Here is a 22,407-nt window from a genome sequence, read left to right on the forward strand (position 1 = left end):
AACGTTCACTGCAATCAGATGGAACGATTGGCGCACCCCGTTCTCAAATACTGGCTAAATGCCCCTGCCATAAATGGCAAAGCTGGTTAGACTTCGCTGTCAGACCCGCCAGTGGGACACTGCAGCAGCATCTTGCAGGTGCCGGCACCCTCGGTATTCAACGGTTAATTCGCTCGGGCGTTATCAGATGATTCAAGCAGCTTCTATGGACCAGCAGAGCTTTCGCAAGCTGTTAAGCCGCAACGTCGGCTTGCCACTTGGCGTGGGCCTGCTTGGCGCCGTGGCGTTTGTCGCGGTAATCAGCTACCTGCTCTCGGCCATGCAATGGGTCGAACACACCGACCGCGTGATTGGCAATGCCAACGAAACGCTGAAACTTTCGATCGACATGGAAACCGGCATGCGCGGGTTTCTGATCACCGGTGACGAGCGGTTCCTGGACCCTTACGAGGTGGCCAGGCCGCGTATATTCGCAAGCCTGGACAGCTTGCGCGAGCTGGTGGCAGACAACCCGGCGCAGGTCGACCGGATTGATCGGCTGAGCGCGCTGCAGCATGCCTGGAACGATTTTGGCCAGGAGATGATCACCCTGCGCCGGACTCAGGGCGGATTCCAGCAGGCGATCGCCAACGGCCGCGGCAAGCGTATCACCGACGAGGTACGCAAAGAGTTCGACGACTTCATCGGCAACGAACAGCAACTGCGCCAGGTCCGTAACCAGACCGTCAACACGGTTACCGTCACGGCGATTACCACCTTCGTACTGTTTATCGTCGCGCTCAGCGGCCTGCTGGCGTATCTGGGACGCCGCGATTTGCTGGCGTTGTCGGACAGCTACGTAGGTAACATGCAGGCGCAGCAGCGCGCCAATGAACGCCTTGAACACAATGCCTGGCTGCGTAATGGCCAGACCCAGCTGGCCGAGCAAGTGCTGGGGCAGTTGACCCTGCCGATGCTGGGCGACAACATCCTGCAGTTTTTTGCGACGTACCTGGGCAGTGTGGTTGGCGCGTTGTATGTGCGTAACGAGCACGGCAGCCTGGTCCGTGTCGCCAGTTACGGCCTGAGCGCCGAGGAGCAACTGCGTACGCAGGCGCTGGGCGTCGACGAGGGCTTGGTGTCGGAAGCGGTGCGCCAGTCGCGCGTGGTGCGCCTCGATCAGCTGCCGGAAGATTACTTCCGCCTGAGCTCGGGTCTGGGCAGCGGCTTGCCGCGCAGCGCACTGTTGATGCCGACTCGCGACAATGGCCAGATCAATGGCGTCGTCGAACTTGGCTTCCTGCGCCCGCTGAGCGAGCGTGATCAGGAGATCGTCGAGCGCGTTGCCGAAAACCTCGGCATGTCGATCGAGAGCGCCCGCTACCGTCAGCGCCTGCAAGAGGTGCTGGCCGAAACCCAGCAGCTCAACGAAGAACTGCAGGTGCAACAGGAAGAGCTCAAGACTGCCAACGAGGAGCTGGAAGAACAGTCCCGCGTGCTGAAGGAATCGCAAGCGCACCTTGAGACGCAGCAGGCCGAACTTGAGCAGACCAACGAGAGCTTGTCCGAGCGCACCGAGGCACTCGATCGCAAGAACAGCGAGCTCAATGAAGCCCAGCAAGAGCTGCAGGCCCGCGCCGAAGACTTGCAGCGCTCGAGCAAGTACAAATCAGAATTCCTCGCCAACATGTCCCACGAGCTGCGCACGCCGCTGAACAGCTCGCTGATCCTGGCCAAGCTGCTCGCCGAAAACGACGAGGGTAACCTCACCGCCGAACAGGTCAAGTTCGCCGATTCGATCTATTCGGCCGGCAACGATCTGCTCAACCTGATCAATGACATTCTCGACATCGCCAAGGTCGAGGCGGGCAAGCTTGAAGTGCGCCCCGAGACGACCCAGGTCGAGCGCCTGGTCGAAGGCCTGCGCAGCATGTTCGTGCCGCTGGCCAAAGACAAAGGCCTGGACTTCCAGGTCGTGCTCGAACACCCGCTGCCGGCGACGCTGTTCACCGACCGCCAGCGCCTGGAGCAGATCCTCAAGAACCTGCTTTCGAATGCGATCAAGTTCACCGAGCGTGGTCAGGTCAGCATGACCATCAGCAAGCAGGCCGGCGTCGGCCTGGTGTTCGCCGTGCGCGACAGTGGTATCGGCATTGCGCCGGATCAACAGCAGGCGATTTTCGGCGCCTTCCATCAGGTCGACGGCACCAGCAATCGCCGTTACGGTGGCACCGGGCTGGGCCTGTCGATTTCGCGCGACCTGGCCCATCTGCTCGGTGGCCAGATCAGCCTCGACAGCAGCCCCGGCCAAGGCAGCGTGTTCAGCCTGATCATGCCCGAGCGCTATGAGTCGGATGAGCCGGTCGAGGTGCAGACCCTGCGCCCAGCTGTCGATCAGTTGCCGGCTGCGCCGCAGGTGCCAGCAGCAGTACCGCTGCCGCGCCACGCGTTTGCCGATGACCGCGAGCTGGCGCCGTTCAGCAAGCGCTGCATTCTGGTGATCGAGGACGAGCCGAACTTCGCCCGTATTCTCTTCGACCTGGCCCATGAGCTGGGTTACAACTGCTTGGCCGCGCAGAGCGCCGACGAGGGCTTCCGGCTGGCGGCGCAGTACCTGCCGGATGCGGTCCTGCTCGATATGCGCCTGCCTGACCATTCCGGCCTTACCGTGCTGCAGAGGCTCAAGGAGCAGGCCAGCACGCGCCATATTCCTGTGCATATCATCTCGGTCGAAGACCGTGTCGAAGCGGCCATGCACATGGGCGCGGTCGGTTACGCGGTCAAGCCGACCAGTCGCGAAGAGCTCAAAGAGGTGTTCGGCCTGCTCGAAGCCAAGCTGACCCAGAAGCTCAAACGCATCCTGCTGGTTGAAGACGACGACCTGCAGCGCGAGAGCATTGCCCGCCTGATCGGGGACGACGACATCGAAATCACGGCGGTGGCGTTGGCTCAGGATGCACTCGAGCTGCTGCGCGAGAACATCTATGACTGTATGATCATCGACCTCAAGCTGCCCGACATGCTCGGCAACGAGCTGCTCAAGCGAATGACGGCTGAAGATATTCGCGCGTTCCCGCCGGTCATCGTCTATACCGGGCGCAACCTCACCCGCGAAGAAGAAACCGAGCTGCTCAAGTACTCGCGCTCGATCATCATCAAGGGCGCGCGCTCGCCGGAGCGTCTGCTCGATGAAGTGACGTTGTTCCTGCACAAGGTCGAGGCGCAGTTGTCCAACGAGCGTCAGCGCATGCTGAAGACGGCGCGCAGCCGTGACAAAGTGTTCGAGGGCCGCAAGATCCTTCTGGTCGACGACGACGTGCGCAACATCTTCGCCCTGACCAGCGCCCTGGAACACAAGGGCGCCATCGTCGAGATCGGCCGCAACGGACGCGAAGCGCTGGAGCAGCTGGAGCTTCACGACGACATCGACCTGGTGCTGATGGACGTGATGATGCCGGAAATGGACGGCTACGAGGCTACTCGCTTGATTCGCCAGCAAGCGCGCTGGCGCAAACTGCCGATCATTGCCGTGACCGCCAAGGCGATGAAAGACGACCAGCAGCGCTGTCTGCAGGCTGGGGCCAATGATTATCTGGCCAAACCGATTGATCTGGACCGGCTGTTCTCACTGATCCGCGTCTGGCTGCCGCAACTGGAGCGAATTTGACTAGCGAGCGCAACACCGACATCGAGATCCGATTGCTGATCGAGGCGATCTATCTCAAGTACAGCTACGACTTCCGCGATTACTCCGGAGCGTCGATCAAGCGCCGCATCCTGCACGCGCTGCGTCAGTTCGACTGCCGTACGGTGTCGGCGCTGCAGGAGCGGGTGCTGCATGACCCGGGCATGTTCATGCAGTTGCTGCAGTACCTGACGATCCCGGTCAGCGAGATGTTTCGCGACCCTGGGCATTTTCTTGCACTGCGCGAAGAAGTCGTGCCGTTGTTGCGCACCTGGCCGTCGCTGAAGATCTGGATCGCTGGTTGCAGCACCGGTGAAGAGGTGTACTCGATGGCCATCCTCCTGCGCGAGGAAGGCCTGCTCGAGCGCACCATTATCTACGCCACCGATATCAACCCGAATTCGCTGGAGAAAGCCAAGCAGGGCATCTATTCGATGCAGAACATGCAGGGCTATGAAGAAAACTACCGCAAGGCCGGTGGCCGCCGGGACTTCAGCGAGTACTACACCAGCGCCTACGGCAACGCGATCATGGACAGCAGCCTGCGCGACAACGTGACCTTTGCCGACCACAGCCTGGCCACCGACAGTGTGTTCTCGGAAACCCAGTTGGTGTCGTGCCGCAACGTGCTGATCTACTTCAACAAGAGTTTGCAGGACCGCGCCTTTGGCCTGTTCCACGAGTCGCTGTGCCACCGCGGCTTTCTGGTGCTGGGCAGCAAGGAGTCGGTGGATTTTTCTGCTTACAGCGAGCAGTTCGAGCCCTTGGTCAAACCTGAACGGATCTTCCGTAAATCATGACGGGCGTCGATGCGGTAGTGATCGGCGCTTCGGCGGGTGGCGTCGCAGCCCTGTTCACCGTACTCGGCAGCCTGCCGCAGGGCTTCGCCGTGCCGGTGCTGTGCGTGCTGCACCTGCCGGATGACCGCCACAGCCAGCTTGCCGAAGTGTTGCAGCGCAAGGTGCAGCGACCCGTGCGGGAGGCGCGTGACAAGGCGTTGATCGAGCCTGGGCTGATCTACGTGGCCGGGCCGGCCTATCATTTGTCGGTCGAGCAGGATTTCAGCCTGTCGCTGAGCCAGGAAGAGCCGGTGCATTTCTCTCGCCCGGCGATTGATTTTCTGTTCACCTCGGCAGCCGATGCCTATCGCCAGCGGCTGCTTGGTGTGCTCCTGACCGGTGCCAATGAAGACGGCGCGCGCGGGCTCGCCTACATCAAACAATGCGGAGGCCGGACAGTGGTCCAGGACCCGCAGGACGCACAAGTCGCGCTGATGCCGGAGGCCGCCTTGGCCCTGCACAGCCCTGACTACATCCTTACTCTGAGCGGCATCGGGCAATTGCTCGGCAGCCTGGAAACCAGCGCATGTTAAGCCAGATTACCGCCAAACTGCTGATCGTCGACGATCTGCCAGAGAACCTGCTGGCCCTCGCCGCGCTGATCCATGGCGAAGACCGCGAAGTGCACCAGGCGCAGTCTGCCGAAGACGCGTTGGGACTGTTGCTTGAACACGAATTTGCCTTGGCCATTCTGGACGTGCAGATGCCCGGCATGAACGGCTTCGAGCTGGCGGAGTTGATGCGCGGCACGGAAAAAACCAAGCACATCCCGATCGTCTTCGTCAGTGCCGCCGGGCGCGAGATGAACTACGCGTTCAAGGGCTACGAAAGTGGCGCAGTCGACTTTTTGCACAAACCACTCGACACCATGGCGGTGAAGAGCAAGGTGTCGGTGTTTGTCGATCTGTACCGCCAGCGCAAGGTGCTCGACCGCCAGCTGCAGGACCTGGAGCGCAGCCGTCAGGAGCAGGAAGTGTTGCTCGGTCAGTTACAGGTGGCGCGGGGCGAGCTGGAGCGCGCGGTGCGCATGCGCGACGACTTCATGTCGATCGTGTCCCATGAAGTGCGCACGCCGCTGAACGGGCTGATTCTGGAAACCCAGCTGCGCAAGATGCACCTGTCGCGAGGCAACCTGGCTGCATTCAGCGAAGACAAGCTACAGGCCATGGTCGAGCGCGACGAGCGGCAGATCAACAGCCTTATCAGGCTGATCGAGGACATGCTCGACGTATCGCGCATCCGCACCGGTAAATTGTCGCTGCGGCCGCGCCAGTTCGACCTGGCGCAGCTGGTCAGCGGCCTGGTGGAGAACTTCGAAGCGCAGGCGCTGGCCTCCAACACCCACATTGAGCTGCAATGCTGCGATACAGTTGAAGGTGAGTGGGATGAGTTTCGGATTGAACAAGTGGTAGCCAACCTGTTGTCCAATGCATTGCGTTACGGTCAACGGCAACCGGTGCAGGTACGGGTGTTCGAGCAGGCCGGGATGGCCTGGGTGCAGGTGCAGGACCACGGTATCGGCGTCAGCGCCGCCAACCAGCAGCGGATCTTCCAGCAGTTCGAGCGTGTTGCAGCAGAGCAGGCCATCGGAGGCCTGGGCTTGGGTCTGTATATCTCCGAGCAGATTGTCAGGGCCCATGGTGGGCAGATCCAGATCGACAGCGAGGTAGGCCAAGGCGCGACATTCAGCGTGCTGCTGCCACTGACGGCGCTGTCACAACAAACCGACCAGGCGCAGGCAACCTCTGCTTAAGCCCGGGGTCAGATGGCCAACTTGCTGAATTCCAAGGCGTTGTCATGAGCGAAGATGCACAAGATGTTGTACTGGTAGTCGAGGATGAACCGGCCATTCGGATGATCTTGCGCGACTATCTTTCAGGTGAGGGCTACCACGTGCTGGTTGCCGAAGACGGCCAGCAGGCGTTCGAGATTCTCGCGCGCAAGCCTCATCTGGACCTGATCGTCACCGATTACCGGTTGCCGGGTGGGATCTCCGGGGTACAGATCGCCGAGCCAGCGGTCAAGCTGCGGCCTGATCTGAAGGTGATTTTCATCAGCGGCTATCCAGCCGAGATCCTCGAATCCGGCAGCCCGATTGCGCGCAAGGCGCCGATCCTGGCCAAGCCGTTCGACCTGGATACGCTGCGTGACAAGATCCAGGATCTGTTGCAATGACAGGTTGCTGGCTGATCTGAGCACGGGTATCGATTTGCCCGCTCTCGGATCAGCAACGGCGGTGGTTGCGGCTCGGTGACAACGGCTATGCTAGGCACATGACAGCCAGCCAGCCGATACGTCAACCTTGCCCGCCCGGTGCCTGCGACTGCGGGCGCGATGACTTGCAAGCCGCATCGCCTGCAGCGCAGCGTATCCTGCGCCTGACCCGCCACGAAGAAAAACGTCTGCTCGAACGCCTGGAAAACCTCAAGGGCCTTGAAGATCTGCACCGTTTGCAGCAGCTGATGCATGATCAGCTTGGCATCCGCGTGCACATTGCTCCCAGTTTCAACGAAGTGCGCACCATGCGCGGTATCCTCATCGAACTGGCCGAGCAGCCCGGTCTGTGCCGCAAGACCCGCCAGGCCATCCCCGCAGCCATCCGCCGGGGGCTGGAGCGCAACCCGGAAGTTGCTTTCCGCCTGCTCGATGCGCACGACCTGTTGCGCGACGCCTGAGTCAGCGCATCGCCGCCAGTTTGATCCCGAAGCCAATCAGGCAAGCACCCGCCAGGCGCTCGAGCACATTCGACAGTTTGGGGCTGGCGCGCATGCGTTCGGCCAGGTGATGGGTCAGCAGCACGGCCACCAGCCCGTAAAGCAATGTCAGCGCGGCGATGGTTACCGCCATGAAGGCGAAAGTGACCATGCCTTGGTGCCGAACCGGGTCGATGAACAGCGGAAAGAACGCCATGTAAAACATGATCGCCTTGGGGTTGAGCAGGGTGATCATCATCGTCTGGCGCAGGTAATGGCCGCTGTCCATGCGGCTGACGCGCGGTGCGCCGCCGGCCTTGCTGAGCAGCATGCGCAGTCCCAGATAGGCGAGATAGGCCGCGCCGGCCCACTGCACCACATGGAACGCCGCAGGGTAGGCCGCCAGCAGCGTGGCAACCCCAGCCACCGCCAGCCACATCAATACCTGATCGCCGAGAATCACCCCGCACGTGGCAGCCAGGCCACCTTTGATGCCCGCCTTGCCGGTAGCGGTGATCAGCGCGAAGTTGCCAGGACCGGGGATGGCCAGCAGGATCAGAAAGGCGATGACGAAGGCGCCGTAGTCGGTCACACCGAGCATTGTTGTTCTCCTTGAAGTGCTGGGCAGATGTAACTGGATGTATGACAGCATTGGCGGCGCTTGCAAAGACCACGGGTGACTAATTTTGCCCGGGGCTTTTACGTTCTCTTGAAGTCAGTGCCGTTGAGACGGCCGCAACCATCGCCCCGCGCCGACCGTGCTGGGGCGGGCAACTTCCAAGGAGACAGGCAATGACTTCCGTTTTCGACCGTGACGATATCGTTTTTCAGGTGGTGCTCAACCATGAGGAGCAGTACTCGATCTGGCCTGAATACAAAGCGATCCCGGCGGGCTGGCGCGCAGCGGGCAAAAGCGGCCTGAAGCAGGAATGCCTGGCCTACATCGATGAGGTCTGGACCGACATGCGACCGCTGAGCCTGCGCCAGAAGATGGCAGCAGCGGCGGCGCAGTGAGCGTCTGCCGGTGAGCGTAGTCAACCTGTTGTGCCTTCCCTACTCAGGCGCCAGTGCAATGGTCTATAGCCGCTGGCGGCGCAAGCTGCCTGCCTGGCTGCAGGTGCGTCCGGTGGAGTTGCCAGGTCGCGGTGCGCGCATGGGCGAGGCGTTGCACACCGACCTGCTGGGCCTGGCCAGGCAACTGGCCGCTGAGCAACGGTTGGCAGCCAACGCGCCTTACGCGCTGCTTGGGCATAGCCTTGGCGCACTGCTGGCGTTTGAGTTGGCCCACGAGCTGCAGGCGCTGGGTTGCCCGCCGCCGTTGGCGTTGTTTGCCTGCGGTACCGCCGCGCCCACTCGGCGCGAGGACTACGACGGCAACCGCTGGCGCGAGCCACGCAGCGACGTCGAGTTGATCGCCGAGCTGCGCAGTCTGCAAGGTACGCCTGAGGAGGTGTTGAACAATCAGGAGCTGATGAGCCTGACCTTGCCGATCCTGCGCGCTGACTTTCTCCTGTGTGGCCGCTATGCCTATCGTCAGCGGCCATTACTGCGCTGCCCGTTGCGGGTGCTCGGTGGCGAGACGGATCGCGCCAGCCCCGATCAGTTGCAGGCCTGGAGCCGAGAAACGCTTGGGGAGTTTTCTCTGCAGCACTTCCCGGGTGGGCACTTCTTCATTCATGAGCACGAAGACCGCGTGCTGAGCGTGCTGAGCGAGGTCCTCGAGCCGCTGCGCCTGACTGCCTGATTGACGTCCTCCCTTGCTTGCGAGAGGCTTGAGTTTTCCTCTGCAAGGGATGGGCAATGTTGATTGATCCGCTCAAGGCCACGCTGCTGGTCGTCGATATCCAGGAAAAACTGATTGGCGCCATGAGCGACCCGGCCGGTACCCGGGCGCGAGCGCGCTGGTTGCTCGCGGCAACTGCCGAGCTGCAGCTGCCAACGGTAATCTCCGAACAATACCCGCAAGGCCTCGGGTCAACCCTGACCGAGCTCACGGCTTCGGCTCCGGCCGCGCAGGTGGTCAGCAAGCAGCACTTTTCCTGCGTGGCCGCGCAGTGTCTGCCGGCCAGCTTGCTCGAGCGCGAGCAGGTGATCGTGTGCGGCATGGAGACCCACGTGTGCGTACTGCAAACCGTGCTTGGCCTGCTCGGTTTGGGCAAGCAGGTCTTTGTCGTCGAGGATGCCTGCGACAGCCGTACCGTGGCGAATAAGGCTGCAGCGCTGGCGCGCATGCGTGCCGCCGGTGCGCAGATCGTCACCCGCGAGATGGTCGTGTTCGAGCTAATGGGCAGCGCTGCCCATCCGCAGTTCCGCCATATCAGCAAAACCTACATGGTCGGAGAACAACCCTGAACCGGCGTCTGGCCGGGGCCGGCGTGGTGATTCTGGCCCTGCTGCAAGGGTGTGCCGGTCAGCGCGAGAGTGCTCCCGAAGCAGACCCGGCCAAGGTTCGCGCGCAACTGCTGCGGCTGCTGCCCGCCCAACTCAACGACCGTCAGGGCTGGGCCGAAGACATCCAGACGGCGTTTACAGCTCAGCAACTTGATCCGAGCAAGAGCAACCTGTGCGCGGTATTGGCCGTGACCGAGCAGGAGTCGACCTTTACCGCCGACCCGCAGGTGCCCAACCTGGGCCGCATCGCCCGCGCCGAGATCGACCGCCGGGCCGGCCGGCTGCATATCCCCAAGCTGCTGGTGGACGCTGCGTTGCTGACGCCCTCCGGCAACGGCAAGTCCTATCAGCAGCGGCTGGCGGCGGTGCGCAGCGAGAAGCAGCTCAGCGCGCTGTACGACGAGGTCATCGAACGTTTGCCGTTGGGCAAGACGCTGCTCGGCGGGCTTAACCCGGTGCACACCGGTGGGCCGATGCAGGTCAGTATCGACTTTGCCCAGCGTCATGCCAGCAATTACCCCTACAGCTATCAGGGCACCATTCGCCAAGAGGTGTTCAGCCGACGCGGCGGCATGTACTTCGGCATCGCCCACCTGTTGGGGTATCCGGCGCATTACCCGCGCCAGTTGTACCGTTTTGGCGACTTCAATGCCGGTTGGTACGCCAGCCGCAACGCGGCGTTTCAGGCGGCGCTGAGTCGCGCCAGTGGCGTCAGCCTGGCGCTCGATGGTGACCTGATTGCACCGGGCTCGATCATGCCCGGCGCTACCGAGCAGGCAGCACGCAAGCTGGGGGCGAAGCTGGGCTTGCGCAACACGCAAATACGCAGCCAGCTGGAGGAGGGCGACAGCCTTGCGTTCGAGGAGAGCGAGTTGTATCGCGAGGTATTTGCTCTGGCAGATGCCAAAGCCGGCAAGTCGCTGCCGCGCGCGGTGTTGCCAGGGATCGAGCTGAAGAGCCCGAAGATCACCCGCAAGCTGACCACGGCGTGGTTCGCTGGTCGAGTAGATGAGCGTTATCAGCGCTGTATGAAGCGCTGATGGATGAGCATTTCAGGGGCTGTTGACAGCCCCTGAAACCAGGTCTAGCCGAGCAGAGCGGCGATGACCTGTTCGACACTGGCTTTGAGCCCGGCAACGCTGTCTTGTGGATCACTTTCAACTATGACCAGTTTTGCTCCGGCCGCCTTGATAACCTCGGCGACTTCGGCAGCAGGTTGGCGATGGTGAACCACCAAGGCCACGTCCTGACCTTTGAGCGTGTCGGCCAAGGCCTTGAGCGCCGCGGCATCCCACTTGTCATCCGCCGGCAGCGGCTGATCGACCATATCCAGATTGAGCCCGCTGACCAGATAACCGAGGCGCTCGGACAGGTTCACCACACTGAGGTTGTCGGCCTCGGCCAGGCGCGTCTGGCTGCTGGCGTTGAGTTCCAGCATCTGCCGTTTCAGGCCTGCCAGATTGGCCTGGATCCTGGCCTTGTCGTTCGGCGACAAACGCTCGAGATCGTTGGCCACGACGTCGGCCATGCGCCCCATGTTGGTGGGGTTGAGCCATGGATAGCCGGCAAACGCGTTGTCTCCCTGTACCGCAATGCCTGGCAGCGCGCCGTCTACCGGGCGTGCGGCATCGATCTCGACGATGCGGATGTTGCTGCGTCGGGCCATTGGGTAGAGCGGGTCATCGCGCCAGATCGAACGCAGGCCAATGGCGGCGTCGGCCGTCTGCGCGGCCTTGTCCAGGCTGGCGCCACCGCGGCCACTGAAGTACGACGGCTGGCGGGTCGCTGGCAGGTTTGCCGGCGCCGCGCTGTTGAGCTGTACCGACGTGCCTTCGAGCAGCGCGGTGGCCAGGCTGTGGGTGACCGGCAGGCTGGTCAGCACGGTAACCGTTGCCGGTTTGGCCGCCAGCGTCAGCGCGGGCAGGCCCGCCAGGGCCAAGGCCAGAGTCAGTTGCTTGAGGGTAGAAGTCATGCCGGGTTTCCTTGCAGGCGTGGTACCAGAGCGCGGGCGAGGGCGGCAAGGGCGAAGCAGACGCCGGCCACCAGAATGATCGCCGCACCAGACGGCACCGGCAGGTCGAAGACGATCGGCAGCAGAATGCCGCACAGCGTGCTCACCGTAGCGATCAGCACCGAGATGAAGAAAAAGCCTTTCAGCGACTGGCTGACCAGGCGTGCTGCCGCTGCCGGGATCACCAGCAGGGCGCCGACCAGAATCGCGCCGATGACCTTGACCGAAGCCACGGTCACCAACGTCACCAGCACGACGAACAGATAGTCCAGGGTCTTCACCGCTACACCGCGGACCGCCGCCAGCTGCGGGTTGAAACTGGCCAGCATGATCCGGTTGTACAGCGGCAACGCCAGGGCCAGCACCAGCACTGCGACGATGCCCAGCACCAGCAGGTCCTGAGCACTGACCGTCAGCACCGAGCCGAACAAGACGTTTTCGAGGATGTGCACGTTGATCTTGCCCGCGAGCATCAGCAGCAGGCTTGCGCCCAGTGCCAGCGACACCGACAGGAACACCCCGATCAAGGTGTCCGGCGACAGCCCGGTGCGGTTGCGCAGGAAATTGAGCAGGATGCCGAACAGCAGGCAGTAGCCGAACAGGCTGCCGTACGGCCCGGTGTAGGGCTCGCCGAGCAGGATGCCGATGGCAACCCCGGTCAGCGCGGCATGGCCGACCGCTTCGGAGAAGAAGGCGAAGCGTTTGACCACCACCAGGGTGCCGAGGCCACCCAGCACCGGCCCGATCATCACCCCGGCAATCAGCGCGTTGATGACGAAGCCGTAGGCCAGCGCCTCCGGCAGATAGCCAGCGCTGGCCCATTCCTGGATCAGTTGGCGGAAGGCTTCAAAGCTCATCGGGCGAGGCTCTCGCTGCGAGGGTGGACGGAGAACAGACCAAGCAGCCGCTCGGGGGTCAGGGCTTGGGCCGGTGGCGCATCGAACAGTACTTTGCGGCTGAGGCCGGTCACTCGGTCGGCCAAGCGCAGCACCGCTTCCAGGTCATGCTCGATCCACAGCACAGTGGTGCCGCTCTGGCGCCAGCTGTGCAGCAGTTGCTCGAACACCTGGATACCGGCTTCATCGAGGGCCGACATGGGTTCGTCAAGCACCAGCAGTTGCGGCTCGGGGATCAGCCCTTGGGCCAGCAGCACGCGCTGGCGCTCGCCACCAGACAGCGCGCCCATGCGCCGCTTGCGCTTGTCGAGCATGCCCACCCGGGCCAGTGCTGCATCGATGGCAGGTTGGACCCGGCGCGACAGGCCGAGAAAGGCCGGTCGACGCTGGCACATGGCAGCCATGAAGTCGTCGACAGTCATAGGTAGGCCACGATCGAACTCCAGCGCTTGTGGCACATAGCCGATCACTTCGCGCTCGCCCGGCCAGTGCAAGGTAAGCTGACCCTGATGCGGCATCTGCCCGAGCAGGGTCTTGATCAGCGAGCTCTTGCCGCCGCCGTTGGGGCCGACGATGGCATGCACGCTGCCGGCGACCACGCTGAAACTGACCTGTTCCAGAATCGAAGTCCGCCCGAGAGTCAGGTCGATGCCGGCGAACTCGATGCGCGGGCCCATAACCACGCTGAGGTTGGCCGCCGCAGTCATGCGTTGTTCTCCTGAATCGCTCGGACCACGGTATCGAGGTTGCGCTGCATCTCGACTTCGTACTTCTCCTTGGTGTATTCGCCGTAGGAGATGTGCGTCAGCGGGTAGATGCGCACGCCAGACTCACGCTGGATGGTTTCGACGTAGGCCGAAGGGAAGTCCATCTCCGAGAAGATCACTTTGACGTCGAGCGCCTTTAGCTGGTCGATGGTCTTTTTCAGCTGCGCTGGGCTTGGCTCGATGCCGTGAGCTGGCTCGACCACGGCGGTGACCTCCAGGCCGAAGTCGCGCACCAGATAGTCGTAGGCGGCATGAATGGTCGCTACGCGAAAATCCGCGTGGGGCGCTTCGGTGACCTTGGCCAGGGCGTCGGCGCGCAGCTTGCGCAGGCGCTTGGCATAGGCACGGGCGTTTTGGGTATAGAACTTGGCGTTGTCCGGGTCGAGCTTGCCCAGCTCGCGGGCGATATTGTTGACTTGGGCGATGGTGGTGCTGATCGACAGGAAGGTGTGCGGGTTGACCACCTTGCCTGCACCACGGGCGGCAATCCCGGTCGCGGCCAGCAGCGGCACGTTGGCATTGGCCTCGATGGTTTTGACATCAGGGGTTTCGCTGGCGGCGATCATGCGGTCGGCGAAGTCATCATGGCCGACGCCGTTGAGCACGATCACATCCAGGCCGCCAATGCGTTTGATGTCTTCGGCGCGCGGCTCGTAGGCGTGCGGGTTGAAACCGGCAGGAATCAACGGCACCACTTCGGCCTTGTCGCCGACGATGTTGCTCACGTAGCTGTAATAAGGATGCAGGGTGATGCCGATGCGCAGTGGCTTGCCGGCCTCGGCATGGGCCAGGGCCGGGAGGGCGCAGGCCATGAGCAGGGCGAGGGCGCGGCGGGCGAGGGCGGAGCGAAGCATGGAGGAGTCCTTGGATTCAGTGACGGTGTTGACGGGTAACCCCGGCGTCGTAATGGCTGACCACTTGCTGCCAGCCAGCGGCGATCAGGGCCACCGGCTGCAGGTCGTCCGGGACCACGGCTGCGGTGTCGCGGCGCAGCCAGACATCGGCCCGTTCATCCGCCTGCGCGGGCACGATCAGCAGGAAGCTGCCGGCGACCGCGCTGTCCTGGCTGCGTCCCAGATAGGCGCCGGCAGCCAGCCACTGCCATTGATGGCCACCGCGGCTGACGCTGCTGGCATCGCTGACAAACGGCGGCAGGCCTTCCTCGGCGAGGCTGGCCACTTCAGGCATGGAACCGGTATCTTCGCGCAACTGGCGGATCTCGTCGAACGCTACCAACAGGTCTGTGAATACCCCTTGTTCGGCCGCTGTCAGGTCGCGACGGGCGTCGATCTGGTGGCTCTCGATGCTGACTTCATCCTCACGCTCGCCGCGCAGCGTTACCACCGTGGCGGCCAGCGCCAGGATCAGCAGGGCTGTCAGCAGTACATATAGCGTCTCGTGCCCGGCACCGGCCGGGCGGATCACCTGGGCGCGGCTCATGGCTCGCCTATATCGGCATGGTCGATTTCAACGACGTGCCCGGGGCCGGCGTCGAACAGCACGTAGAATTCACCGTCGGGGCGCTTGAAGGTCAGCGTCGAGTCGTCTCCCAGCTTGCTGCCGACCAGCACCTGCTCGTCGTAGCCGATCACGTCCAGGGTCACGCCGGGTGCGCCGCTGCCATCGGAGAAGCCACCGGTGCATTTGATCTGCTCGGCATCAACCGGTGCGCACTCGCACATCGGATTGTGCGCTAGGGCAGGGCCCGCGCAGAGCAGCAGAATTGGCAGGGCCAGCCTGCGAGTCAGGTGTTTCATTTGGTGCCTCCTTGTTTCTCGAGCCAGGCCACGGTTGCCGGTGAGGCCTGGGCCAGGGGGACGGATGCCTGGTGCATGCTGCCGTCCCAGCCTTCGATAGTGATCCAGACCTGTGCGTCAGACCGTGTGCGCGGCGGTACCGGCAGCGAAGTGATCATGCGGTACGGTGCCCCGAAGAAAATCGTCCCCGCAGCGCGCAGGCTGCGCGGCTTGCCGATACGCAGGTAGACCGCTTTAACCTCCGTGGTGCAGGCTTTGCACAGGGCTGCGTTGAACAGTTTGAAATGACCCGCCGGGCCATCCGCCCTGGGCGCCTCGTCGCGCAGCTCGGCCAGGTCGAGCGTGTACGGGCCTACCTGAATGTCGCTGACCTGATTGGCGCCCAAACCACTGTCGCCGCGGAACATGGCCGCGTCGGCGAAGTACTTGGGCATGAACCCCAGCGGGATCAGGATCAGCAGGATGTTGATGTGGAATCGCCACTTCAGCCAGAACTGCTTGAGCGGGCTCACCGGTACTGCTTGCGCCTTGCTCATGGCTGCGCCTCCACTGAAGTTTCACTGCGTGCCAGTTGCGCACGCGCGACTCGATCGGTGCGCTTGAGCGCTGCGGCGGTGGCCTGGGCGGTGCGCTTGGTCCAGATCAACAGCCCGCTGAGTACCATCAGGGTCAATACCAGGCCGAAGAAGAACCAGATCAGCTTGATCGCCAGGCCGCCGAAGTCGCCGGTGTGCAGTGGACGCATCGACTCGGTGACGAACTCCAGCGCGGAGCGGTCTTCGAGCAGGAACTTGCTGTCGACATTGCTGGTGTAGGGGTTGACCGATGCGGTCTGGAACATCAGCGGGTACCAGCCGCGGCCACCCATTTCGACATGGCTGTAGGCCGTGCTGGGCAGGCTGATGAAGGTGATCTCAAGGCCGGGAATGGCCTCGGTGGCGATGCGCGCCGCTGCATCCAGGTCGATCCGCGGTGCCGGGCTGCCGTCGGCAGTCAGCGGCACGTCTTCGCGGGCAATCACCGGCACGATCGGCTCGCTGGAGATGGTTATATGGTTGTCACCGAGAATGGCCTGGATCAGGAACCAGATGCCGGTAATCGAAATGACCGTGATGAACCAGATCGACCAGACCCCCGCCAGCCGGTGTACGTCACCCCAGAAGATCCGCGAGCCGTGGCCGCTGCGCACCGGCTTGAAAAAGCCGCGCCAGAACTTTTTGTACACCACCAGGCCGGTCACCAGCGAGGCCAGCATCGGCAGGCCGAGCAGCGACACCAGGTACCAGCCCCAGCTGTAGCCATTGGTGAACGGCACCAGCCACCAGCCGTGCAGGGCACGGGTGAAGGCTTCGAAGTTGAAGTCCGGCGCCTTGCCCTGGATCACCCCGGTGTACGGGTTGACGTACAGGGTTGGCGTGGTGCCATCCGGGTTGGTGACGCTGGCGGCGAGGGCAAAGTGCGAACCCTCAGGCTGCACCAGCATGCGCACGGCCATGTCTGGCTCGGCCTTGTGCAGGGCGTCGATGATCTGCTGAAAGCTCAGCCGCTCGGCGCCGTCGCTGGGTTTGCTCGCGCGCACGTCGGAGTTGGCCAGCCAGACGATCTCCTGGCTGACTACGGCCAGCATGCCGGTGAAGCAGACGATCAGGACAAAGAACCAGATCGGCAGGGCGAGCCAGCTGTGGACGAGGAACCACAGCTTGGACTTGGACTTTTTCGTAGATTGGGCCATCGGTCATCTTCTGAAAATAAGGGTCGAGCGCATGCTCAACCGTGTAAGGCTGCATTAATAAAGACGAATGAGAATGAAAATCCTGCCTTTTTAAATGCAACCAGATATTTCAGAAGGCGTCCTGTACCCTCAGGCGTTGCTCGCGGCGGCCATTACCGCCGGGCGGGCGCAGCGCTGGGCGAGGTCCTGATAGAGCGCCTGGCCGATTTCCGCGGCACGGGCGGGCAGCACCGACAGCAACGTATCGCTCAGGCCATGAGTGGTTTCGCAGAAGCCTTGCAGGTACACCGAGGCGTGCATGTCCGGGCTGGCCAGGACTCGATAGTTGCGATCGGCACTGAAGTCGTCCAGGTAGCCCTGCAGCGGCGCCAGCAGTTCTCGGTGCGAGCGGCGTTCGTAGCCGGTGGCGAGGATCACCGCGTCATAGCGGTGAGTCTGTTGCTGGCCGGTGGCGAGGTCGCGCAGGGTCAGTTCGATGCCATCGGCAGTGGCTACGACCGCATCCACGTTGCGCCGGCACAGTACGTTGTGGCGATACTGGTGGGAGACCTTCTGCCGGTAGAGGATGCCGTAGATGCGGTCGATCAGGTCGAGGTCGACCACAGAATAGTTGGTGTTGTGGTACTCGCCGATCAGCTTGCTGCGCAGTTCGGCAGGCTCGTTGTAGACGAGGTCGGTGTAGTCGGGGGCAAAGATCTCGTTGACGAAAGGACTGTCATCGGCAGGCTTGAGCGCAGTGGCACGCAGGATCATGTCGACCTTGACCGACGGGTAGCTGTCGTTGAGGTCGATAAAGGCCTCGGCCGCGCTTTGCCCGGAACCGATCACCGCGATACGCATCGGCTTGCCCTCGGCGCAGGGTAGTTTGGCCAGGCCGCTGATGTAGCGGGAGTGGTGGAAGACGCGCTTGTCGTCCTTGAACCCGGCGAATTTCTCCGGGATTTTCGGCGTGCCGCCGCTACCAATTACTACCGAACGCGTGCGCCGGCTGTACTCACGGCCCTGACCGTCGCGTGAGACCAGCCGCAGGTGCTCGACCCGGCCAGCGTGCAGTTCCGGTTCTATACGCAGTACTTCTTCGCCGTACACGGCCTGGTCGGCAAAATGCTCGGCGGCCCAGCGCAGGTAGTCGTTGTACTCCAACCGGCACGGGTAAAAGGTGCCGAGGTTGATGAAGTCGGCCAGGCGCTGCTTCTGGTGCAGGTAATTGACGAAGCTGTACGGGCTGGTAGGGGTGCGCAGCGACACCAGGTCCTTGAGGAAGGAGATCTGCAACTCGCTCTGAGTGGCCAGCGTATCGCCGTGCCAGCGGTAGTCTTGCTGCTTGTCGATGAACAGGGCGTCCAGGGCATGGCCCTGGCTCTGGGCGAGTTCTTCGAGGGCGATGGCCAAGGCCAGGTTGGAAGGGCCGAAACCCACGCCGATCAAATCTTTGACTGTTTCTGGGGTCTGGCTCATGGCTGCGTTCCCTGAAGTTCGAATGAACAGGCGCGCCGGAGTTTGGCCCCTGCGCCTTCTACACATTTTGGAACGAGCCAGCTTTGAGGGAATTTAGCCAGCCTGCAGCGCAGGTGCTGCTCACTTCAAGATCTGCTGCGCGCGGCCGATAACCTGGTCAACGCAAGGACCACTTCAGGGCAGGTACGGAACATGGTTACAGTTACAGGCATCTCGATCGCTGGCGCTGCTTCGGCGCAAGTCGCCGGCAAAACCAATCAGCGTGATGACGTCGAGCAGGTCGAGAAGGGCGGCGCCATGCCTGTCGACCTTTCAAAAGTCGCTGGCGGCGCCAAGGCGGCACAAGCAGATAGCGGCTCGGACAGCAGCGAGCCGCCGCACATCAAGCAACTGCGCGAACTGATCAAGCAACTGCAAAAGCAGCTCGCCGAAGAGCAGAAGCAATTGGCCGAGATGATGGCTAAAGACACAGATGATGGTGCCATGATCGCTTTGATTACCGCCAAGCAAGCCAGCGTCAGCACGCTGACTGGCCAGGTCATGGCGGCGACCGCGCAGTTGCTCGAAGCCCTGACCAAGACCGGTGACAGCAGCGCCGGCGGTACGGTCAATACCCAGGCCTGAGACGACGCCCGGCGGTTGGCCTGGCGTCGCCCTGGAGCGTCAGGCTCAGTCGGCAACGACCTTGCGTCGCTCCGCTTTGTACTGCATGGCCACGGCCGGTGCAGGTTTGGCCGCACCGGTTTCCAGCCACTGGCGCATGCGGCTGGCGTCGGCGAAGTGGGTGTACTTGCCGAAGGCATCCAGAATCACCATCGCCACGGGGCGGTTGTCCATCCGGGTCAGCAGCACCAGGCAGTGCCCTGCTTCATTGGTAAAGCCGGTCTTGGTCAGCTTGATGTCCCAGTTGCTCTTGTTGACCAGATGGTCGGTGTTGCGAAAGCCCAGCGTGTAGTTAGGCTTGCGAAACGCCACGGTCTTTTCGCGAGTGGTCGACAAGTCGCTCAACAACGGGTACTTGCGCGATGCCAACAGCAGCTTGCCAAGGTCGCGTGCGGTCGACACGTTCAGCGTCGACAGGCCTGTAGGCTCGACATAGCGGGTATGGCTCATGCCGAGGCTGCGCGCCTTGGCGTTCATGGCCTTGATAAAGGCACCATAGCCGCCTGGGTAGTGGTTGGCGAGGCTGTTGGCTGCGCGGTTTTCCGACGACATCAAAGTGATCAGCAAGGTCTCGCGGCGATCAAGCTGGCTGCCCAGGCGGACCCGCGAGTACACACCCTTCATTTCCGGGTTGTTGGCGATGGTCATGGTCAACTGCTCGTCCATAGGCAGTTTCGCGTCAAGCACTACCATGGCCGTCATCAGTTTGGTCACCGAGGCAATCGGCACCACCCGGTCGGCATGGCTTGCGTACAGCTCCTTGTTGCTGTTGAGGTCGATCAGCAGCGCGCTGCCCGAGGCCAGGTGCAGTTTGGCCGGATCGCGCTGAGTCTGGCTCGGCGGCGGCGCAGCGGCAGCGCTAGTTGCGAGGGTCGAAGTTCCAGTGAGCAACAGCAGCAGGCTGAGGATGGACAGAGAAGTTTTCACGTTGAGGCTCACTAAAAGGAGGTATGTCGTTGGCTTTGCAGGGTTTTCCCCAAAAAACCGCTGCATTGTGGAGTATGGCCGAAAGCGTGTCGAATGCCTTATGACTAAAGGGCGCAAGGTGAAAGAATTTTAATCCTGTACCAATTCTGTACCAATTACGCACATTTCCAGCTTCGCCAGTTCCGACCAATCATTGGCCGAATTCAACCACTTCGCATAGGTGGTCAGCAGCACCTGAACAGAGTGCCCGAGCTGCCCTGCAATAAAGGCCGGGTTCATGCCCGACATGAGGCACATGGTGGCGTAGGTGTGCCTGCAATTGTACTGCGGCCGAGGCCTTACCTGCCGCCCAGCGATCGCTTCATTGAAGTGAACTCCAGGCGTGTCAGGCCCTTTCATGAACGGAGATCGACCGGACGGCTGGAAGACGTATGGCGAAACCGTGGACACGCGCCGCGTCTGCGTCTCCCTGTCATCGGCGATCTTCCTTGCCTTCGTGAGCGCGGCCAGTGCCCTGCTGTTGAGCATCACCGTGCGGGTGTATTTGGTCTTGGTCCGCTCCATCACCTGGTTCTCGACCACGATCCGGCAGACGTGCGCAGTCCTTTTATCCATGTCGACCTCGTCCCACCTCAGGGCCATGATCTCGCCCGTGCGCATCCCGGTGTAGAACGCAAACTCGTAGAAAGCGGCGAAGACCTGATTGCACCTGGAGAAGTTGGCGTACATCCACTCGATGAGCGTGTCCGCCTCTTCGACTGTGAACGGGTCCACTTGCTTGCGCGTCTTCTGCGGCAGCTGGATCGCGGCAGCTGGGTTCCTGTCCACCACTTCGTCGTAAACCGCCGCTCGGAACATTGCCTTGACCCGGGCGATCGCGGCGCGCTTGACGGTCGAACTCTTCCACTCGGTCCTCGCGACCACCTCCCTCAGCACCATCGGCGTAACTGCCTTGATAGGCAGTCTCGCCAGATGCGGCATCCAATAGTTGTTCATAATCCCTTTGTAATTCACCCGCGTGTCGTGCACGACCTCCAGGCTGTTGAGCCAGCTTTGCGCGTACTTCCCGAATGAAATCTCGCTGACTGTCGCGTTGTAGCTTGAACACGGGAACAGCTCGGCATAGCGCTTCTCGTCCAGCACGCCATGCTTGGCCAGGCTGACTACTTGAGCGCGTAGATCGGCTGCCGCTTTGATCCCCTTGGCAGTTTGGGGATATGCGAGCGTTTCTGATCGCCGTTCGCCGTTGACCATAAAACGGATGCGGATGGCGTTGCCGATGAACTCGACTCCAGTGGGTAACCCCATTCTCCTTCCAGCCACGCTTCATATCTCCTGATGCTGTAGAAAATCCTGCCGTCGACCTTTTTCCAGACCCCTTCGGGGATGACGCCGCGGCATCGCTTGCCTTCCAGCGCCCGCTTGGTGGTGCCTACCAGCTCCGCCATGCGGTCTTCGGGCACCTTGTCCGACGCCCAGGCAATCGGCTCTCTTTGTTCGTTTTCCATGGGATGGTCTCCACGCCGCCGGTGGCGGCAGGTTGGTGGTCAGTCCAGCTGGTAATAGACGTAGCAGTCGACGCCCTGGTCCTTGAGCGAACGGCACATAGCCTGCACGCCCGCGTAACGCCGGTTGCCGATACCTGCAAACGGCGCCGAGAGGTGCAGCCCGCGCGGGTGATACGTGCTGGCTGGGTAAACATCTCCAGGCAAGCCTTTGATCAGGCTGGCACACAGCCCGCGCAGTGGGATCACAACACGGTCCAAGTTAGCGCTGCCGCCGTCGTCTTGGCATTCGTTGGCAGCCGTCTTGCCGGCCTCGGTAGCGATCCGGATCTTCTCCGGCAGAGTGGCCAGTTCTTCTTTCGTCATGGCAATAGCTCTCCATGCCCGCGCATGTCGGCGGGCTTGAGTTGTAAGGGACAGGGGTTAGGCGCCCTTGAACGGAACGACGTTTTCGAGCTCGCGCTTCACGCCGCCGGCGTCGCGGAAGGCTTTCCACTCGGTATGGTGGGCAGCGCAGTAATGAACGTCAGGGGCAACTTCGGTCGAGCAGTATCGGCACAGGGTGCGATCGCAGGTTTTTCCATCACCAACCGGGTAGTCGCATAGGTACGCCGAGACATCGCCGCATTCAGCGCAGTGCGGCCCTAGGTCGCCGCAGATATGCCCGCATGGATTGCGGTTTTCGTCGTACAGCGTGTAGCAGCTCATCGCGGCCCCCTGTAGATCAGGTAGGCCATGTAGGCGAGGGCGATCATGGCTTCCACCTCTTGCCTACGCGATACACCATCATCATGTTGTGATGGCGCGGAACTTTGAGGACGTGGTCGAAGAAATCGCCCTTTCCAGAGATAAATCCGGTAGGCACCTTGGTTCCTCCGGCGCCGAACTCACGCCAGCACTCTTCGCCGCCGTTCTTTTCCCAGTAGGCGCGCTCGCGCTTTGGGATTTCATCGTAGGTTTTTTCGAACACGGAGATATCTGGGATATCACAGATCCGGCGCCATGCGGGATTGCGTTTGCACCAGTCTGCGGCATGCTGAGAGGCTTGATCTACAGAGTAGAATTCTTTGGTGCTTTGCTCGGTCACGGCATCACCTCCTTCGG

The 22,407-nt window shown here is 62.2% G+C and carries 27 protein-coding genes; 11 read left to right on the forward strand and 16 right to left on the reverse strand.

Annotation, left to right across the window (positions count from 1 at the left end; translation table 11 throughout):
- The first annotated feature begins 187 nt into the window (after window positions 1-187).
- From M2396_RS03340 to M2396_RS03365, 6 genes are all read left to right on the forward strand, one after another.
- Entirely contained in the window at window positions 188-3,646 is a 3,459-nt protein-coding gene (locus M2396_RS03340; protein ID WP_220633854.1) for a response regulator, read from the forward strand.
- A complete protein-coding gene (locus tag M2396_RS03345) occupies window positions 3,643-4,464 on the forward strand; it encodes a protein-glutamate O-methyltransferase CheR (RefSeq protein ID WP_101320309.1) in 822 nt (273 codons plus the stop codon). The genes M2396_RS03340 and M2396_RS03345 overlap by 4 nt, the downstream gene beginning before the upstream one ends.
- Complete coding sequence (locus tag M2396_RS03350) at window positions 4,461-5,036, forward strand: chemotaxis protein CheB (RefSeq protein ID WP_150568939.1); 576 nt, start codon at window positions 4,461-4,463, stop codon at window positions 5,034-5,036. The genes M2396_RS03345 and M2396_RS03350 overlap by 4 nt, the downstream gene beginning before the upstream one ends.
- Window positions 5,030-6,256, forward strand: a complete 1,227-nt coding sequence (locus tag M2396_RS03355; protein ID WP_101320304.1) for a hybrid sensor histidine kinase/response regulator — start codon at window positions 5,030-5,032, stop codon at window positions 6,254-6,256. Before M2396_RS03350 ends, M2396_RS03355 begins: the two co-directional genes overlap by 7 nt.
- A gap of 44 nt (window positions 6,257-6,300) precedes the next feature.
- Window positions 6,301-6,678: a response regulator gene (locus M2396_RS03360; protein WP_101320302.1), complete on the forward strand. Its 378-nt coding sequence runs from the start codon at window positions 6,301-6,303 to the stop codon at window positions 6,676-6,678.
- 98 nt (window positions 6,679-6,776) lie between these two features.
- Window positions 6,777-7,178: a hypothetical protein gene (locus tag M2396_RS03365; protein WP_101320300.1), complete on the forward strand. Its 402-nt coding sequence runs from the start codon at window positions 6,777-6,779 to the stop codon at window positions 7,176-7,178.
- Between the two features lies 1 nt (window position 7,179).
- On the opposite strand, the gene M2396_RS03370 is transcribed toward M2396_RS03365, so the two are convergent.
- A complete protein-coding gene (locus tag M2396_RS03370; RefSeq protein WP_103437747.1) occupies window positions 7,180-7,797 on the reverse strand; it encodes a LysE family transporter in 618 nt (205 codons plus the stop codon).
- Between the two features lie 191 nt (window positions 7,798-7,988).
- Here M2396_RS03370 and M2396_RS03375 point away from each other — a divergent pair, with 191 nt between their 5' ends.
- From M2396_RS03375 to M2396_RS03390, 4 genes are read left to right on the forward strand one after another with little or no spacing between them, the layout of a single operon-like run.
- Entirely contained in the window at window positions 7,989-8,210 is a 222-nt protein-coding gene (locus M2396_RS03375) for an MbtH family protein (RefSeq protein WP_101320296.1), read from the forward strand.
- Between the two features lie 10 nt (window positions 8,211-8,220).
- Window positions 8,221-8,940, forward strand: a complete 720-nt coding sequence (locus M2396_RS03380; protein ID WP_259073140.1) for a thioesterase II family protein — start codon at window positions 8,221-8,223, stop codon at window positions 8,938-8,940.
- 56 nt (window positions 8,941-8,996) lie between these two features.
- Window positions 8,997-9,548: an isochorismatase family protein gene (locus M2396_RS03385; protein ID WP_259073141.1), complete on the forward strand. Its 552-nt coding sequence runs from the start codon at window positions 8,997-8,999 to the stop codon at window positions 9,546-9,548.
- Between the two features lie 23 nt (window positions 9,549-9,571).
- Window positions 9,572-10,627: a DUF1615 domain-containing protein gene (locus M2396_RS03390; RefSeq protein WP_310504216.1), complete on the forward strand. Its 1,056-nt coding sequence runs from the start codon at window positions 9,572-9,574 to the stop codon at window positions 10,625-10,627.
- 44 nt (window positions 10,628-10,671) lie between these two features.
- On the opposite strand, the gene M2396_RS03395 is transcribed toward M2396_RS03390, so the two are convergent.
- The 9 genes from M2396_RS03395 to M2396_RS03435 form a co-directional block, all read right to left on the reverse strand.
- Complete coding sequence (locus M2396_RS03395) at window positions 10,672-11,559, reverse strand: metal ABC transporter substrate-binding protein (protein WP_259073143.1); 888 nt, start codon at window positions 11,557-11,559, stop codon at window positions 10,672-10,674.
- Window positions 11,556-12,455 (reverse strand): metal ABC transporter permease, encoded by a 900-nt coding sequence (locus M2396_RS03400; protein WP_101320288.1) that lies wholly within the window; start codon window positions 12,453-12,455, stop codon window positions 11,556-11,558. The genes M2396_RS03395 and M2396_RS03400 overlap by 4 nt, the downstream gene beginning before the upstream one ends.
- Window positions 12,452-13,201, reverse strand: a complete 750-nt coding sequence (locus M2396_RS03405) for a metal ABC transporter ATP-binding protein (RefSeq protein ID WP_259073144.1) — start codon at window positions 13,199-13,201, stop codon at window positions 12,452-12,454. The genes M2396_RS03400 and M2396_RS03405 overlap by 4 nt, the downstream gene beginning before the upstream one ends.
- A complete protein-coding gene (locus M2396_RS03410; protein ID WP_101320284.1) occupies window positions 13,198-14,115 on the reverse strand; it encodes a metal ABC transporter substrate-binding protein in 918 nt (305 codons plus the stop codon). Before M2396_RS03410 ends, M2396_RS03405 begins: the two co-directional genes overlap by 4 nt.
- A gap of 16 nt (window positions 14,116-14,131) precedes the next feature.
- Window positions 14,132-14,701, reverse strand: a complete 570-nt coding sequence (locus tag M2396_RS03415; RefSeq protein ID WP_259073145.1) for a DUF6162 family protein — start codon at window positions 14,699-14,701, stop codon at window positions 14,132-14,134.
- A complete protein-coding gene (locus M2396_RS03420; protein ID WP_101320278.1) occupies window positions 14,698-15,018 on the reverse strand; it encodes a hypothetical protein in 321 nt (106 codons plus the stop codon). Before M2396_RS03420 ends, M2396_RS03415 begins: the two co-directional genes overlap by 4 nt.
- Complete coding sequence (locus M2396_RS03425) at window positions 15,015-15,554, reverse strand: thiamine pyrophosphate-binding protein (protein WP_101320276.1); 540 nt, start codon at window positions 15,552-15,554, stop codon at window positions 15,015-15,017. Before M2396_RS03425 ends, M2396_RS03420 begins: the two co-directional genes overlap by 4 nt.
- Window positions 15,551-16,750 (reverse strand): PepSY domain-containing protein, encoded by a 1,200-nt coding sequence (locus M2396_RS03430; RefSeq protein ID WP_259073146.1) that lies wholly within the window; start codon window positions 16,748-16,750, stop codon window positions 15,551-15,553. The genes M2396_RS03425 and M2396_RS03430 overlap by 4 nt, the downstream gene beginning before the upstream one ends.
- A 129-nt stretch (window positions 16,751-16,879) precedes the next feature.
- On the reverse strand, window positions 16,880-18,208 hold the full coding sequence (locus tag M2396_RS03435; protein WP_101320271.1) for a lysine N(6)-hydroxylase/L-ornithine N(5)-oxygenase family protein: 1,329 nt from the start codon (window positions 18,206-18,208) through the stop codon (window positions 16,880-16,882).
- Between the two features lie 192 nt (window positions 18,209-18,400).
- Between M2396_RS03435 and M2396_RS03440 the strand changes: the two genes are divergently transcribed.
- A complete protein-coding gene (locus tag M2396_RS03440; RefSeq protein ID WP_150568948.1) occupies window positions 18,401-18,832 on the forward strand; it encodes a hypothetical protein in 432 nt (143 codons plus the stop codon).
- Between the two features lie 45 nt (window positions 18,833-18,877).
- Here the strand turns inward: M2396_RS03440 and pbpG are convergent, their stop codons facing one another.
- From pbpG to M2396_RS03470, 6 genes are all read right to left on the reverse strand, one after another.
- The gene (pbpG, locus tag M2396_RS03445; RefSeq protein WP_259073147.1) at window positions 18,878-19,798 is read right to left on the reverse strand and encodes a D-alanyl-D-alanine endopeptidase; all 921 of its coding nucleotides are present in this window, start codon (window positions 19,796-19,798) and stop codon (window positions 18,878-18,880) included.
- A gap of 129 nt (window positions 19,799-19,927) precedes the next feature.
- Window positions 19,928-21,052, reverse strand: coding sequence for a site-specific integrase (locus M2396_RS03450; protein WP_259073149.1), 1,125 nt, complete (start codon window positions 21,050-21,052; stop codon window positions 19,928-19,930).
- Window positions 20,962-21,306 carry a hypothetical protein gene (locus tag M2396_RS03455; protein WP_224785494.1) on the reverse strand — a complete coding sequence of 115 codons (345 nt, stop codon included), beginning with the start codon at window positions 21,304-21,306 and terminating at the stop codon, window positions 20,962-20,964. The genes M2396_RS03450 and M2396_RS03455 overlap by 91 nt, the downstream gene beginning before the upstream one ends.
- Before the next feature lie 39 nt (window positions 21,307-21,345).
- Entirely contained in the window at window positions 21,346-21,669 is a 324-nt protein-coding gene (locus M2396_RS03460) for a hypothetical protein (protein ID WP_259073151.1), read from the reverse strand.
- A gap of 57 nt (window positions 21,670-21,726) precedes the next feature.
- Window positions 21,727-22,011, reverse strand: a complete 285-nt coding sequence (locus M2396_RS03465; RefSeq protein WP_259073152.1) for a hypothetical protein — start codon at window positions 22,009-22,011, stop codon at window positions 21,727-21,729.
- Window positions 22,012-22,054: 43 nt separating this feature from the next.
- Window positions 22,055-22,390 carry a hypothetical protein gene (locus tag M2396_RS03470; protein ID WP_101320258.1) on the reverse strand — a complete coding sequence of 112 codons (336 nt, stop codon included), beginning with the start codon at window positions 22,388-22,390 and terminating at the stop codon, window positions 22,055-22,057.
- Window positions 22,391-22,407: the final 17 nt, after the last annotated feature.

Origin of the sequence: Pseudomonas sp. BIGb0278, assembly GCF_024809895.1 — a bacterium.
Lineage (GTDB): Bacteria > Pseudomonadota > Gammaproteobacteria > Pseudomonadales > Pseudomonadaceae > Aquipseudomonas > Aquipseudomonas shirazensis.